Below are 13,895 nucleotides of genomic sequence, written 5' to 3'. Positions count from 1 at the left end.
CGCATATGTCTGCCCGACTTCTTCCCGGCGCCCCGGTCGCCGAATCCGTGCTCGCCGACGTCCGCGAGCGGGTCGCCCGCCTCAAGGACCGCGGCGTCCAGCCGAGCCTCGCCACCATCCTGGTCGGCGACGACGACGCCAGCGCCGGGTACATCCGCATCAAGCAGAAGCAGGCCGCCGAGCTCGGCTTCGCCTCACCCCACCGGCACCTCTCCGGCGACGTCACCCAGGACGACCTGCTCAAGGTGATCGCCTCCTTCAACGACGACAAGGACGTGCACGGCGTCCTCATCCAATACCCGATCCCGGCCCACCTCGACTACGACGCGGCGCTGCAGACCCTCGACCCCGACTCCGACGTCGACGGGATGCACCCGCTCAACATGGGCCGGCTCGCCGTCGGCCTGCCCGGCCCCCTGCCCTGCACCCCGGCCGGCATCGAGGCGCTGCTCGCCTTCCACGACGTCGAGGTGGCCGGCCGCGAGGTGGTCATCCTGGGCCGCGGCGCGACTCTCGGCCGCCCCCTCGCCATGCTCCTGGCCCAGAAACGGCCCACCGCCAACGCCGCCGTCACCGTCGTCCACACCGGCGTGAAGGACTGGCCGCGCTACACCCGGCGCGCCGAGATCCTGATCGCGGCCGTCGGCGTACCCGGCATCATCCAGCCCGAGCACGTGAAGCCGGGCGCCGTCGTGGTGGGCGCCGGAGTCCGCTACGAGGGCCGCCGCCTCCTCCCCGACGTCGACGAGTCGGTCGCCGAGGTGGCAGGCGCCATCACCCCCCGAGTCGGAGGCGTCGGCCCCACCACGGTGGCCATGCTCTTCCGCAACGCGGTGGCCGCGGCCGAGCGAGCAAACCCCTAACCCCTCCGCCCTCCACACCCGGCCCGGCCCCCGGCCCCACGCCCTGCCCGCCGCCGGCCCTGCGCCCTGCCCTGCCCGCCCCTGCCGCGCCCGCCCCCTTCCCGCGATCTTGATGATCTGCGCAGGAACGGGGCCGCCCCAATCAACAAGATCGCGGGCGAAGTGAGCGGGCGCGGCAGGGCGCGAGCGGCACGGTGCAGCCGGCACGGTGAGCCGGCCCCCTCCCGCGATCTTGTTGATCCGTGCAGGAACGGGGCCGCCCCAATCAACAAGATCGCGGGCGAAGTGGGCGGGCGCGGCAGGGCGCGAGCGGCGCGCTGCGGCCGGCACGGTGAGCCGGCCCCCTTCCCGCGATCTTGATGATCCGTGCAGGAACGGGGCCGCCCCAATCAACAAGATCGCGGAGGAAGTGGGCGGGCACGGCGGAAAGCGCGGCAGCAGCGCGGGCGGCGCGGGCGGGCGCAGCGGAGGGCTAGTCGCCGGCCGGGAGGAGCAGGGCCACGCATTCGACGTGCTGGGTCATGGGGAAGCAGTCGAAAGCTCGAATCTCCACGGCCTCCCAGCCCGCGCCCCGGAAGGTCTTGAGGTCCCGGGCCAGCGCCGCCGGGTCGCAGGCGACGTAGGCGACGGCCCGGGCGCCGGAAGCGGCCACCGCGCGGACCACCTTCGCGCCGGCGCCGGCTCGGGGCGGGTCCAGCACGATCAGATCGACCGGGCCGGTGACGCGGCGGCGGGAGAGGGCGGTGTCGACCTTCGCCGAGACGACCTCGGCGTGCGGCAGGCCGGCCAGGTTGCGCCGGGCCGCGGCGACGCCGGTGGGCGACGACTCGACGACGGTGGTGCGGGCGCCGGTCCGTTCGGCGAGGGCGGCCGCGAAGAGGCCGGCCCCGCCGTACAGGTCCCAGGACACTTCGCCGGCGGCCGGCTGGAGCATCTTGAGGACGGTTGTCACCAGCGTGTCCGCGGCCGCCGGGTGGACCTGCCAGAAGCCTTCCGGCGGGATCGACCAGGCGCGTCCGCCGGCCACTTCGGTGACCTGGTCGGGGCCGGCGATCCGGGTGAGTCCGCCGCCGGCCGCCGCGTCGCCGAGGTCGTCGGCGGCGACCACGCCTTTCCGCGCCAGCACCGCGACGTCCCCTCCGGTGGAGGCGACCGCCTGCAGCGAGTCCGCTTCCGGCCAGGTTCGAGAGAGAAGATCCAGATTTTGTACGGCGGGATGCGCGATGACGCAGCGGTCGATCGGGACGACCTGGTGTGACCGGTGCTGGAGCAGTCCCGGGCGGTCCAGGGCGTCGACGGCGTACCGGACCCGGCTCCGCCACCCGAGGAGACGGCTGCCGGTGCGGTCCGGCGCGGCGGGGAGGGCTTCCACCCGTACCGAAAGATCTTCGGGGTTGATCCCGGCCAGCCGGGTGAGTTGTTCGCGAACCACCTCGGTCTTCCACCGGAGCTGGGCATCGTCGGACACGTGCTGGAGATCGCAACCGCCGCAGCCGCCCGGGTGGGCGAACCGGCACGGCGGCGTGACCCGGTCCGGCGACGGCTCGTGGATCTCCACGGCGTCGGCTCGCAGATAGCCGCGGTGGATCTCGGTGATCTCGGCGGTGACGCGTTCACCGGGGAGGGCGTGCCGGACGAAGACGACCCGGCCGTGCGGGCCGCCGACCCGGGCGACGCAGTGGCCGCCGTGGGCCGGAGCGCCGACGGTCACCTCGACCCGGTCCCCCTCGACGAGATCTTCATTAGGTGCGAAATCAGTCACGATGGGTCTCCGGGGTCCTCGTCGCTGCGGTTCCGCGGGCCACGCGCCGGCGCCCGGGTGAGACCGCGATCGAGGCGATCGAGGTCACGGTCCTGGCTGGACCGCAGCTGCCAGGGCACGCTGGTGACCATGACGCCGGGCTCGAAGAGCAGCCGGCCCTTGATCCGCAGGGCGCTCTGGTTGTGCAGCAGGTTCTCCCACCAGCGGCCGACCACGTACTCCGGCACGAAGACGGTGACCACGTCGCGGGGCGAGGCCCGGCGCACACCCTTCACGAAGTCGATGATCGGGCGGGTGATCTCCCGGTACGGGGAGTCGACCACGGTGAGCGGCACCGGGATCTGACGCCGCTCCCACTCCTCCTGGATGGTGCGGGTGTCCTGGTCGTCGACGTTCACGGTGACCGCGGTGATCGAGTCGGGCCGGGTCGCCTGCGCGTACGCGACCGCCCGCAGCGTCGGCTGGTGCACCTTGCTGACCAGTACCACGGCGTGGTTGCGGGACGGCAGGATGGGCCGTTCCTCGGTCGGCTTGAGCTCCTCGGCGACCCGCGTGTAGTGCCGGTGGATGGCGACCATGAGGGCGTAGATGGCGATCATCGCGGCGATCGCGATCCACGCCCCGAGCAGGAACTTGGTGATCAGCACCACGATCAGCACGGCGCCGGTGAGCACCATGCCGAACGTGTTGATGGCCCGGGAGCGGAGCATCCGGCGGCGGCGCTCCGGATCGCGCTGGGTCCGCAGCAGCCGGTTCCAGTGCCGGATCATGCCGGCCTGGGACAGCGTGAACGAGACGAAGACGCCCACGATGTAGAGCTGGATCAGCTTCGTGACCTCGGCGTGGAACGCCACGATCAGCACCATGGCGGCGACCGCGAGGAAGGCGATGCCGTTGCTGAAGGCCAGCCGGTCGCCGCGGGTGTGCAGCTGGCGGGGCAGGTACCGGTCCTGGGCCAGGATCGAGCCGAGCACCGGGAAGCCGTTGAACGCCGTGTTCGCGGCCAGGAACAGGATCAGCGCGGTGACCGCGCCGACCACGTAGAGCAGGATCGACCCGTTGCCGAAGACCGTTTCGGCGATCTGGGTGGTCACCGTCTTCTGCACGTAGTCCGGCGGGCCGGAGACGATCTGCAGGCCGGGGTCCTCGACGTACTGCAGGTGGGTGGCCCGAGCCAGCAGGATGATCCCGGAGAGCATCACGATCGCCAGGCCGCCGAGCAGCAGCAGCGTGGTCGCCGCGTTCTTGCTCTTCGGCTGCTTGAACGCGGGCACGCCGTTCGAGATCGCCTCGACGCCGGTGAGCGCCGCGCAGCCCGAGGAGAACGTCCGCAACAGCAGGAACGCGAACGCGAAGCTGGTGAGATGGCTGTCCTCGGCCGCGATCACCAGGTCGGCGCTGGGCGCCCGCAGGTCGTCGCCGAGCACGTAGACCCGGAACAGCCCGGTCAGGATCATCCCGACGATCACGATGATGAACAGGTACGTCGGCACGGCGAACGCGGTGCCGGACTCGCGCAGCCCGCGCAGGTTCAGCGCGCTCAGCAGCAGCACCGCGGCGATCGCGATGCCCACCTTGTGCTCGGCGACCCAGGGCACGACCGAGCCCAGGTTCGTGACGCCGGAGGAGACCGAGACGGCCACCGTGAGGATGTAGTCGACCAGCAGCGCGCTGGCCACGCCGAGGCCGGCCTTGGGCCCGAGGTTGACCGTGGCCACCTCGTAGTCGCCGCCGCCGGACGGGTAGGCGTGCACGTTCTGCCGGTAACTGGCGACCACCGTCACCATCACGACCGCGACCGCGAGCGTCACCCAGGGCGAGTAGAGGTATGCGGCGGCGCCGGCGATCGAGAGCGTCAGGAGGATCTCGTCGGGGGCGTACGCCACGCTGGAGAGCGCGTCGCTGGCGAAGACCGGCAGGGCGATCCGCTTGGGCAACAGCGTGTGCTGGAGCTTGTCCGAGCGGAACGGCCGACCGAGGAGCAGCCGCTTGGCTAGAGAGGTGGTACTTGCCACGAGTGCCAAGGGTACGGCCGCACGGGGATGTGCGTACCCCGCCCCGGACACCGGTGCCGGGAGGCACATGGCAGGCTCACACTGGTCGGTAAGGAATCGGGAGGGCACGAACCGTGCACGTGGTGATCATGGGATGCGGCCGGCTCGGTTCCACGCTGGCCCAGAAACTGGACGCGCAGGGTCACCAGGTCGCGGTGATCGACCAGAACGCCGACGCCTTCCGGCGGCTCGGCGACAACTTCGGCGGCGTCACCGTCAACGGCATCGGCTTCGACCGGGACGTGCTGCGGGCCGCCGGCATCGAGCGGGCGGACGCCTTCGCGGCCGTCTCCAGCGGTGACAACTCCAACATCATCTCGGCTCGGCTGGCCCGCGAGACGTTCGGGGTGTCCCGGGTGGTGGCCCGGATCTACGACTCCCGGCGGGCGCAGGTCTACGAGCGCCTCGGCATCGCCACGATCGCGACGATCCGGTGGGCCGCCGACCGGATGTTCCGGTTCCTCACCCCGGACGACCGCGTCGAGGTGTTCCGCGACCCGACCAGCGTGGTCAGCATCGTGGAGACGCCGCTGCACCGGGACTGGATCGGCAAGCAGGTCCGCGCCCTGGAGGACCGCACCGGCGCCCGGGTGGCCTACCTGATGCGCTTCGGCATGGGCACCCTGGCCCAGCCGTCCACCGTGCTCCAGGACGGCGACCAGGTCTTCATGCTGGTCACCGACGACACCGCCGGATCCGTGCTGGACATCGCCCAGGGCGCCGACAAGGAAGGTCTCTGACCATGCGCATCGCCATCGCCGGGGCCGGCAACGTGGGGCGGTCGATCGCCCAGGAGCTGATCGGCAACGGGCACGAGGTGATGCTGATCGAGCGGCAGCCGCGGCAGCTCTGCCCGGAGCGGGTGCCGCAGGCCCGCTGGGTGCTCGCCGACGCCTGCGAGATGAGCAGCCTCGAGGAGGCCGACCTGGCCTCCTGCGACGTCGTGGTGGCCGCCACCGGCGACGACAAGGCCAACCTGGTGATCTCGCTGCTCGCCAAGACCGAGTTCGCGGTCGGCCGGGTGGTGGCCCGGGTGAACCGGGCCGAGAACGAGTGGCTCTTCACCGAGCAGTGGGGCGTCGACGTCTCGGTCAGCAAGCCGCGGCTCATGGCGGCGCTGGTCGAGGAGGCGGTCACGGTCGGCGACCTGGTCCGGCTCATGACGTTCCGGCAGGGCGAGGCGAACCTCGTGGAGATCACGCTGCCGCGGGACGCGCCGTACGAGGGGAAACCCATCCGGGACGTGCCGATGCCCCGGGACGCCGCCCTCGTCGCGATCGTGCGCGGCAAGCGGGTCATGGTGCCGACGCCGGACGACCCGCTGGAGGCCGGCGACGAGCTGGTCTTCGTCTGCACCAGCGAGGTGGAGGACCAGATCCGCGCCGTCGTGCTGGGCTCAGCCGCCTAGCGGAGCCGTCTCGCCGAGGGCCTCGCGCTTCTGCGCGCTGGTCACCCGGTGGATCGCCCACGCCGTGAAGGCGAAGGTGCCCGCGTAGATCGGCCAGCTCACCAGGATCCGGACGATGCCGAGCGCGTTCGCCTCGTTGATCGCGTAGAGGTAGTACTGGATGCCGGCGCGCACGCAGAGCGAGGCCACCCAGAGCAGGGTGAGCCACTGGAACGTGCGGAACAGCCGGGCGTTGCCGAACCAGTCCTGGTGGCCCCTGTTCGCCATGATGCCCCAGGCGTAGCCGATCAGCGGCTTGCGGAAGACCACCGAGAGCAGCAGCACCGCGGCCTGCCCGAAGGTGAGCAGGATGCCCGGCAGGTAGAAGTTCTTCGCGTCGCCGGTGCGCCAGGCCAGCCAGGCGCCGAGCGCGATGCCGAACAGGCCGTTCACGGCGTGCCGGACCGGCTGCTTGCGGGCCAGCCGGAAGCCGCCGATGGCGACCGCCGTGCCGACCGAGCCGATGATCGCCCAGAGCAGTGCCTGACGCTTCTCCAGGCCGGCCACCGACTCGCCGAGCAGGACGTTGAGCATCACGAACGCGAGAACCGGCAGGCTCGACTCGATGAGCCCGCGGACGCCGCCGAGCTGCTCGGCGATCTGCTCGCTCATCGACGGGAGGGGCTCCTCGTCGTCGTCCTTCTTCTCGGCCGGCGCCGCGGCGGCGGGCGCGGGCTTCGGGTTCAGCCCGCTCTCCTCGATGATCTCGTCAGCGAGCGGCTTGAGATCGAGCTCCTCGACGAGCTCCTCCGCGATCCGCTCCTCGACCGACTCGTGCGCGGCGTGGCGCGGCTCGCTGCCATTCACCGGGGCGCCTCCAGCTCGTAGTACGGGTTGTAGATCACCTTACGGTCGTCCCGGATGGCGACCCGGCCGCGCGCGGTGAGCTGCCGGCCCGGCTCGATGCCGGCGATCGACCGCCGGCCGAGGAAGACGAGTGTGACCACGTCGCTGCCGTCCCAGAGGTCGGCCTCCAGGGTCGGCAGGTTGGTGCGAGGAGTGTACGCCACCGTCCGCAGCCGGCCGGACACCGAAACGATCTGGCCGCGCCGGCACTGGCCGGCCGGGACGGCGCCGCACTTGGCGCTGTCCCGCTGCAGCTCCTCGGCGTCCAGCTCGGAGTCGGTGGCGGTGAGACGGCTGAGAAAGCCGCGAAGACCGGAGGTCATGACTCCCACGGTACGTCAGGCCGGGCTTCCGGCCTGCCCCTGCTGAGCCATCTCCTTGGGCAGCCGCATCGGCAGCGGCTCGCGGACCGGGCGGGGCTCGTTGTCACGGACCACGACGAGGCCGGAGAGCACCTCGCCGAGCACGCCCTCGCGGCCCGGGTCGGCGGCCGCGGCGCCCTGGTAGAGCGCGCGGATCATCCAGCGCGGGCCGTCCACGCCGACGAAGCGGACGTCGGCCGGGCCCTCCGGGGTGTTGACCCGGGCACGCAGCTCGGTGCCGTACCGGCCGGAGACCTCCTGCGGCGCGACGCCGTCCGAGGTCATCGCCTCGACGATCTCGGCGCGCACCTCGTCCCAGATGCCCTCGGTCTTCGGCGCCGCGAAGACGCCGAGCTGGAGGGCGCTCTCGCCGTCGACCAGCACGACCTGCTCGACCCCGCCCTCGGGGTTGGCCTGCACCCGCACCTCGACGCCCTCGATCGCGGGGATCTGCAGGCTGCCCAGGTCGAGCCGCTGCACGCCGGCCGGCGCGTGCTTGGCGTCCCACGGGCCGAACTCGGGCGCCGGCGCCTCCCCGCCCGCAGCCAGGCTGTTGGCGAGCGCCGCGGAGGGCGGCGCGTCGGCCGCGCGGACGTGCTTCGCGGCATCGCGCTTACGGGAGAACATCACTGCCACCTTCCGTTTTCAGTCCTGCTGGAGACCGGCGTGACCGCCGGTCGAACCGTGCCCGCCGGCTCCCCGCACGGTGTCGTCGAGGGTGTCCACCACGTGGAACACCGCCCGCTCCACCCGCTGGATCACGAGCTGGGCGATCCGGTCCCCGCGAGAGATCTTGACGGTGTTCTCCCGATCGTGGTTGATCAGGTTCACCAGAATCTCGCCCCGGTAACCGGCGTCGACCGTACCGGGCGCGTTGAGGACCGTCACCCCGAGGCGAGCCGCCAGACCGGACCGCGGGTGCACGAGGCCGACGAAACCGTCCGGCAGGGCGATCGCCAGGCCGGTGCGGACCTTGGCCCGGCCGCCCGGGGCGATCTCGGTCTCCTCGGCGGCGACGAGGTCGGCGCCGGCGTCACCCGGATGCGCGTACGCGGGCAGGGGCAGATCGGGGTCGAGCAGGCGGACCTGGACGACGGGGTCGGTCACGTCGAGCCTTCCTGACGGGTCTTCCGGGCGCATCTTTCGGCGCACTCACCTTGCCATCCTGCCGCGCCGGGCATCGGAGGCGCGCCGTACCCTTCGAGGGTGACACCCGAGTCCCCGGCGCGCACCCTCCCGGCCCATCAGGAACGGCTCCGCCTCCCGTGGTGGGCCTGGCCCGCCGCGCTGCTCGCCGGGCTGATCGTCGCCCTCGAGCTGGTCTTCGGCTTCCCGGACGCGCCGGCCTGGCCGTTCTTCGCGGTGGTGCTGCCGCTGAGCGTCGCCGTGCTCCTGCCGCTGAACGGGCTGCGGATCGCGGTCACCCCGACCGAGTTCCAGGTCGACGACGCCCGGCTGCCGGTCGCGGTGATCGCGGACGTGATCCCGCTGGACGCGGCCGGCAAGCGGGAGGCGCTGGGTGTCGGCGCCCACCCCTACGCGTTCGTCGTGCAGCGCGCGTGGATCCCGACGGCCGTGCAGGTGATCCTCGACGACCCGGCCGACCCCACGCCGTTCTGGGTGGTCAGCACCCGCCGGCCGGTCGAGCTCGCCACCGCGCTGCTCGAGGTCAGCCGGCGGGAGCGGGCTTCTTCCTGAGGTCGTCCCGGACCTTGTCGCCGACCGCCCGGGTGGCCCGCCTGTTCAGGTAGCTGGCGACGGCCGCGCCGGTGAGCATCGGGCCCATCGTGGTCAGGTTGCGGCCGAACCGGCTCAGCAGCGTCTTCTGCAGCTCCTTGCGGGCCGCCGTGCCGAGCACCGCCGCCACGCCCACGCCGGGCACCAGCGGGTTCACGCCGCGCCGGCCGGACCAGGACTCGACCAGCTTCATGGCCCGCTCGGGCACCCCGCCGGTGATCGGCTGCCGGTAGACCTCGTGCAGTTCGCCGATGAGCTTGATCTCGATCGCCACCACGGCGACCGTCTCCGCGGCGAGCAGCACCGGGGCGGAGAGCAGGGTCGGCGCCGCCACCCACTCGATCGAGGCGACGCCGCCACCGGCCGCGCCGACGCCGGCGGTGGCCCGGGAAGCGTTGCGGATCAGGCGCTCGGCCAGATCGTCGTCGTCCAGGCCGGGGAAGTGCCGGCGCAGCGTCTCCAGGTCGCGCACCGGGATGTGCGGCGCCACGTCGGTGACCGCGTCGGTCATCCAGCGCAGGGCGGCACCCGGACGGAACAGTCGGCCGACGCCGCGGTCGCGCACCTCGCCCGCGAGGCGGCCCATCAGCTTCCGGCGGCCGGCCGGCTCCAGGTCGTCCGAGGCCAGGGCCGCCACGGTGCGGCCCATCTCCACGTCGGTCCCCGGCTTCTTCTGGCCAGCCCGATTCTGGGCAGCCCGATTCAGGGCAGCATCGTGCTCAGCACCGGACCCAGCCTCGTCGAAAGGCTCGGTCGCACGATCCGCGTGGTTCATCGTTCGTCCTCCCCATCGGGCGCTCCCGGTCTTGATTCCCGGTCGCGCCTCAGGGTCAAACCCCGTGTTCAAACCCCCGTGGCGAACGCCTGTCGGCCCGACCGCGTCTCGGCGCGATCGGGTCTAGGGCGGACACTGCGCGAGTGCGCTCAGACGCACTCGCGGCAGATCAGCTCCCCGTTGCGCTCCGTAGCCAGCTGGCTGCGGTGGTGCACCAGGAAGCAGCGGGAGCAGCGGAACTCGTCGGTCTGCATGGGCAGCACCTTGACGGTGAGCTCCTCGTCGGCCAGGTCGGCGCCGGGCAGCTCGAAGCTCTCCGCCACCTCGACCTCGTCGACGTCCACTGCGCCCGACTGCGAGTCGGCGCGACGGGCCTTGAGCTCCTCGAGGCTGTCCTCGCCGAGGTCGACCTCATCGCGACGCGGGGCGTCGTAGTCGGTGGCCATCGGTTTTCACTCTCCTGTATCGATGTGTCGCTTGGCGTCTGTAACGCCGAGGACAGGTTTTCGGTTCCCGGTTCCGCTGGACGATTTCTGACACCGGCGAACAGCTCCGGCGAGCGCGGAACCTTACCGCTGTTGCGGCAGGCTTGTACGCGCTACGGCGGCACATTGTTCCCGATGTGACTGAGGCGACATCAAAGTAGGGGCACCGGCCTCTGGATCATTGTCGGCGCGCCGGAAGCTTTCCCTGTTTCCGCGCGCCTGGCGGACAGACGCTAACCTCTCGACAGGCCCGGCGACCTTACCCGGGCCCGTCGTCCGACCCTGGAGCCAACCCCATGAGCTTTGCCCGCGTCCGAGCGCTCGTCCTCGTCGGCGTGCTCGCCGTGGCAGCGGTGGTCTTCGTCGTCGTCGCGCTGGTGCGCGACTCCCAAGGTGATCTGGCGAGTGGCAGCGACTGCCCGGCCGGCGCCCCGATGGCCGACATCCTGCTGCCGGACGACCCGGCGCAGGTGACCCTCAAGGTGCTCAACGGCACCAGCCGGGCCGGCCTGGCCGAGAGCGTGACCAACGAGTTCAAGAACCGCCGGTTCACGGTCGAGGAGCCTGCCAAGAGCAAGTCGAAGTTCAAGGAGGTCGCCGAGATCAAGTACGGCCCCGACACCGTCGGCAAGGCTCAGCTGCTCCGGGCGTACTTCCTGGCCCAGTCCAAGATGACCTACGACGCGAAGCGCAAGGGCGACGTCATCGACGTGGTCATCGGGGACCAGTTCCAGCAGCTCGCCACGACCACCGAGGTCAACCAGTCGCTCGTCGAGATCGGCGAGCCGACCCTGCCGCCGGGCTCCTGCCTCAAGCCGGCCGCCGAGGCCGCCGAGGACGAGAACTAGACCCCCGGGGGTCAGGCCCCGCCCGCGGCGTCCAGCTCCACCAGGGCGTCGTGCAGCGCGGGGAAGAGCGCCGGCGGCGCCGCCACGAGCATCCTGCCGCCGGCCGGCTCCCCCGCGAGCCCGCCCACGACGAGCCCCGCCTCCTCGGCGATCAGGCCGCCCGCCGCGTGGTCCCAAAGGTTCAAGCCTTTCTCGAAGTAGGCGTCCAGACTGCCCTCCGCGGTGAGGCAGAGGTCGAGCGAGGCCGCTCCCAGCCTCCGAATGTCACGCACACGGGTGATCAAACGGGCCAGGACGGCGCCCTGGTGTTCCCTTCTCCGGGCGTCGTAACCGAATCCGGTGGCGATCAGCGACTGGTCCAGGGTGGTCCGCGCCGAGCCGGTGAGCCGCCGCCCGTCGCGCCACGCCCCGCCGCCCTTCGTGGCCGTCCACTCGTCGCCGGTGGCCGCGTTCACCACCACGCCGGCGACCACGACGCCGTCCACCTCGGCGGCGAGCGACACCGCGTACTGCGGCAGGCCGTAGAGGTAGTTCACGGTGCCGTCGATCGGGTCGAGGATCCACCGCACGGCGCCGGGGGCGACCGCCACCGAGTCCCCGTACTCCTCGCCCAGCACGCCGTCGCCCGGCCGGTCCTTCAGCAGCGCCTCGACGGCCTGCCGCTCCACCGCCTTGTCGGCCGCCGTGACCACGTCGGTCTCGGTGCTCTTGGTCTGCACGTCGACGATCGCCTCGGCGCGCATCCGGCGGGCCGTCACGGCCGCCTCCCGCGCCACGCGAACCGCGATGGCCAGCAACTCGTCGGGGGTCGATCCCGTCGAAATCTCACTCACGTAATGGTCCTTTCCGCCGATAGCATTCTCATGCCGCGCTCTTCCGGGGGCTCCACCGGCGTCTTCGACGAGGTCGTCGGGCGTCGGCGGCGTGCTGTGGGCGGAGGATCTCGGTCGGCGGCGCTACAATTCACCCCTGCCCACGCTTCACGGACACTCGCCTGCGGGACGGTCCGGGTCCCGGGGGCTCCCAAACCGACCCCAGCAAGTCTCGCCCCCGCGTGCTGCGCTGGACCCTGGCCGTGCCCAACCTCATCGCCTCCGGAAGGTCATTCGTGACAGAAGCCCACCAGAACGGTGCCGACGTTCGCTCTCTCACCGAGGCCCTGATCACCCATGCTCAGGGTGCGGGCGGGCAACTCACCTCGGCCCAGGTCGCGCATACCCTCGAGTCAGCCGCGGTGAACCCGGCCCAGGCGAAGAAGATCCTGCGCGGCCTCGTCGACGCCGGCATCACCGTCGTCGTCGACGGCTCCGCCAGCACCCGCCGCAAGGTCGCCGCGGCCCGTTCGGCAACGCCGGCGTCGAAGGCGACCACGGCCAAGACCGCGCCGGTCAAGAAGACGGCGCCCGCGCCGAAGCAGGCCGCCCCGGCCGCCGAGGGCGGCGTGGCCGCTCCGGCGAAGAAGGCCGCGCCGGTCCGCAAGGCCACCGCCGCCGCGAAGGCCGTTCCCGCGAAGAAGGCCGCCACCGCCAAGGCCGGCCCGGGCAAGCCCGGCGAGCCCGGCGAGGGCCCCGGCGAAGAGATCGATCCCGAAGAGCTCGCCGCCGAGATCGAGGACGTCGTCGTCGAGGAGCCGGCCGCCATGGTCGCGGCCGCCGCGACCGACGCCGCCAGCTCGGCCACCGACGGCGACTTCGAGTGGGACGACGAGGAGTCCGAGGCGCTCAAGCAGGCCCGGCGGGACGCGGAGCTCACCGCCTCCGCCGACTCGGTCCGCGCCTACCTCAAGCAGATCGGCAAGGTTCCGCTGCTCAACGCGGAGCAGGAGGTCGAGCTCGCCAAGCGGATCGAGGCCGGCCTCTACGCCGCCGAGCGGCTGCGCGCCGCCGACGAGGGCGAGGAGTCGCTCGAGCGCAACTTCGAGCGCGACCTCAAGTGGATCAACCGGGACGGCGAGCGGGCGAAGAACCACCTGCTCGAGGCGAACCTCCGGCTCGTGGTGTCGCTGGCCAAGCGCTACACCGGCCGCGGCATGGCCTTCCTCGACCTGATCCAGGAGGGCAACCTCGGCCTGATCCGCGCGGTCGAGAAGTTCGACTACACCAAGGGCTACAAGTTCTCCACCTACGCCACCTGGTGGATCCGGCAGGCCATCACCCGCGCCATGGCCGACCAGGCCCGCACCATCCGCATCCCGGTGCACATGGTGGAGGTCATCAACAAGCTCGGCCGCATCCAGCGCGAGCTGCTCCAGGACCTGGGCCGCGAGCCCACCCCGGAGGAGCTGGCGAAGGAGATGGACATCACGCCCGAGAAGGTGCTGGAGATCCAGCAGTACGCGCGTGAGCCGATCTCGCTCGACCAGACCATCGGCGACGAGGGCGACAGCCAGCTCGGTGACTTCATCGAGGACTCCGAGGCGGTCGTCGCGGTCGACGCGGTCTCCTTCTCGCTGCTGCAGGACCAGCTCCAGCAGGTGCTGCAGACGCTCTCCGAGCGCGAGGCGGGCGTCGTCCGGCTCCGCTTCGGCCTGACCGACGGCCAGCCGCGCACGCTGGACGAGATCGGCCAGGTCTACGGCGTGACCCGCGAGCGGATCCGCCAGATCGAGTCCAAGACGATGTCGAAGCTCCGGCACCCGTCGCGGTCGCAGGTTCTCCGCGACTACCTGGACTAGGTCGATCAGTCAACATTACGTGTCCAAATGGTCACCACCCGT

15 protein-coding genes are annotated in these 13,895 nt (G+C 71.6%); 6 read left to right on the top strand and 9 right to left on the bottom strand.

Going from position 1 to position 13,895, the window contains the following annotated elements; all coding sequences use genetic code 11:
• Positions 1–5 precede the first annotated feature (5 nt).
• A complete protein-coding gene (locus AB0G10_RS04260; protein WP_360916209.1) occupies positions 6–863 on the top strand; it encodes a bifunctional 5,10-methylenetetrahydrofolate dehydrogenase/5,10-methenyltetrahydrofolate cyclohydrolase in 858 nt (285 codons plus the stop codon).
• A gap of 472 nt (positions 864–1,335) precedes the next feature.
• Here the strand turns inward: AB0G10_RS04260 and AB0G10_RS04255 are convergent, their stop codons facing one another.
• Together AB0G10_RS04255 and AB0G10_RS04250 are read right to left on the bottom strand one after the other, a co-directional pair.
• Positions 1,336–2,625: a TRAM domain-containing protein gene (locus tag AB0G10_RS04255; protein WP_360916206.1), complete on the bottom strand. Its 1,290-nt coding sequence runs from the start codon at positions 2,623–2,625 to the stop codon at positions 1,336–1,338.
• Positions 2,622–4,640 (bottom strand): APC family permease, encoded by a 2,019-nt coding sequence (locus AB0G10_RS04250; RefSeq protein ID WP_360916203.1) that lies wholly within the window; start codon positions 4,638–4,640, stop codon positions 2,622–2,624. The genes AB0G10_RS04255 and AB0G10_RS04250 overlap by 4 nt, the downstream gene beginning before the upstream one ends.
• 119 nt (positions 4,641–4,759) lie before the next feature.
• Between AB0G10_RS04250 and AB0G10_RS04245 the strand changes: the two genes are divergently transcribed.
• Complete coding sequence (locus tag AB0G10_RS04245; protein ID WP_360917958.1) at positions 4,760–5,419, top strand: TrkA family potassium uptake protein; 660 nt, start codon at positions 4,760–4,762, stop codon at positions 5,417–5,419.
• Positions 5,416–6,087, top strand: a complete 672-nt coding sequence (locus AB0G10_RS04240) for a TrkA family potassium uptake protein (RefSeq protein WP_360917957.1) — start codon at positions 5,416–5,418, stop codon at positions 6,085–6,087. Before AB0G10_RS04245 ends, AB0G10_RS04240 begins: the two co-directional genes overlap by 4 nt.
• On the opposite strand, the gene AB0G10_RS04235 is transcribed toward AB0G10_RS04240, so the two are convergent.
• The 4 genes from AB0G10_RS04235 to dut are packed head-to-tail and all read right to left on the bottom strand — an operon-like array spanning position 6,076 to position 8,441.
• On the bottom strand, positions 6,076–6,933 hold the full coding sequence (locus AB0G10_RS04235) for a DUF3159 domain-containing protein (RefSeq protein WP_360916200.1): 858 nt from the start codon (positions 6,931–6,933) through the stop codon (positions 6,076–6,078). The genes AB0G10_RS04240 and AB0G10_RS04235 overlap by 12 nt on opposite strands.
• On the bottom strand, positions 6,930–7,295 hold the full coding sequence (locus AB0G10_RS04230; RefSeq protein WP_360916197.1) for an OB-fold nucleic acid binding domain-containing protein: 366 nt from the start codon (positions 7,293–7,295) through the stop codon (positions 6,930–6,932). The genes AB0G10_RS04235 and AB0G10_RS04230 overlap by 4 nt, the downstream gene beginning before the upstream one ends.
• A gap of 15 nt (positions 7,296–7,310) precedes the next feature.
• Entirely contained in the window at positions 7,311–7,961 is a 651-nt protein-coding gene (locus AB0G10_RS04225; protein ID WP_360916194.1) for a DUF3710 domain-containing protein, read from the bottom strand.
• An 18-nt stretch (positions 7,962–7,979) separates the two neighbouring features.
• Positions 7,980–8,441 carry a dUTP diphosphatase gene (gene dut, locus AB0G10_RS04220; protein ID WP_360916191.1) on the bottom strand — a complete coding sequence of 154 codons (462 nt, stop codon included), beginning with the start codon at positions 8,439–8,441 and terminating at the stop codon, positions 7,980–7,982.
• Between the two features lie 99 nt (positions 8,442–8,540).
• Here dut and AB0G10_RS04215 point away from each other — a divergent pair, with 99 nt between their 5' ends.
• Entirely contained in the window at positions 8,541–9,032 is a 492-nt protein-coding gene (locus AB0G10_RS04215; RefSeq protein WP_360916188.1) for a DUF3093 domain-containing protein, read from the top strand.
• Here AB0G10_RS04215 and AB0G10_RS04210 read toward each other — a convergent pair.
• The gene (locus tag AB0G10_RS04210) at positions 9,004–9,720 is read right to left on the bottom strand and encodes a hypothetical protein (protein ID WP_360917956.1); all 717 of its coding nucleotides are present in this window, start codon (positions 9,718–9,720) and stop codon (positions 9,004–9,006) included. The genes AB0G10_RS04215 and AB0G10_RS04210 overlap by 29 nt on opposite strands.
• Positions 9,721–9,995: 275 nt before the next feature.
• Positions 9,996–10,292, bottom strand: a complete 297-nt coding sequence (locus AB0G10_RS04205; protein ID WP_111651499.1) for a DUF4193 domain-containing protein — start codon at positions 10,290–10,292, stop codon at positions 9,996–9,998.
• Between the two features lie 335 nt (positions 10,293–10,627).
• Between AB0G10_RS04205 and AB0G10_RS04200 the strand changes: the two genes are divergently transcribed.
• Positions 10,628–11,179, top strand: coding sequence for a LytR C-terminal domain-containing protein (locus tag AB0G10_RS04200; protein WP_360916185.1), 552 nt, complete (start codon positions 10,628–10,630; stop codon positions 11,177–11,179).
• Between the two features lie 11 nt (positions 11,180–11,190).
• On the opposite strand, the gene AB0G10_RS04195 is transcribed toward AB0G10_RS04200, so the two are convergent.
• Positions 11,191–12,012 carry an inositol monophosphatase family protein gene (locus AB0G10_RS04195; RefSeq protein WP_360916182.1) on the bottom strand — a complete coding sequence of 274 codons (822 nt, stop codon included), beginning with the start codon at positions 12,010–12,012 and terminating at the stop codon, positions 11,191–11,193.
• Positions 12,013–12,287: 275 nt separating this feature from the next.
• On the opposite strand from AB0G10_RS04195, the gene AB0G10_RS04190 reads away from it, so the two are divergent.
• Entirely contained in the window at positions 12,288–13,853 is a 1,566-nt protein-coding gene (locus tag AB0G10_RS04190; RefSeq protein ID WP_360916179.1) for an RNA polymerase sigma factor, read from the top strand.
• The last annotated feature ends 42 nt before the right edge of the window (positions 13,854–13,895 follow it).

This window comes from Actinoplanes sp. NPDC023714, assembly GCF_040639855.1.
GTDB lineage: Bacteria > Actinomycetota > Actinomycetes > Mycobacteriales > Micromonosporaceae > Actinoplanes.
The sequence above is the reverse complement of the archived record's forward strand: the minus strand, read 5'-3'. Positions and strand labels throughout refer to the sequence as shown.

Bases quoted from the DNA above. Each gene is read 5' to 3' on its own strand.
- AB0G10_RS04260 (WP_360916209.1), top strand. From the start codon at position 6: ATGTCTGCCCGACTTCTTCCCGGCGCCCCGGTCGCCGAATCCGTGCTC.
- AB0G10_RS04205 (WP_111651499.1), bottom strand. From the start codon at position 10,292: ATGGCCACCGACTACGACGCCCCGCGTCGCGATGAGGTCGACCTCGGC.
- AB0G10_RS04210 (WP_360917956.1), bottom strand. From the start codon at position 9,720: ATGGGCCGCACCGTGGCGGCCCTGGCCTCGGACGACCTGGAGCCGGCC.
- AB0G10_RS04200 (WP_360916185.1), top strand. From the start codon at position 10,628: ATGAGCTTTGCCCGCGTCCGAGCGCTCGTCCTCGTCGGCGTGCTCGCC.
- AB0G10_RS04230 (WP_360916197.1), bottom strand. From the start codon at position 7,295: ATGACCTCCGGTCTTCGCGGCTTTCTCAGCCGTCTCACCGCCACCGAC.
- AB0G10_RS04225 (WP_360916194.1), bottom strand. From the start codon at position 7,961: ATGTTCTCCCGTAAGCGCGATGCCGCGAAGCACGTCCGCGCGGCCGAC.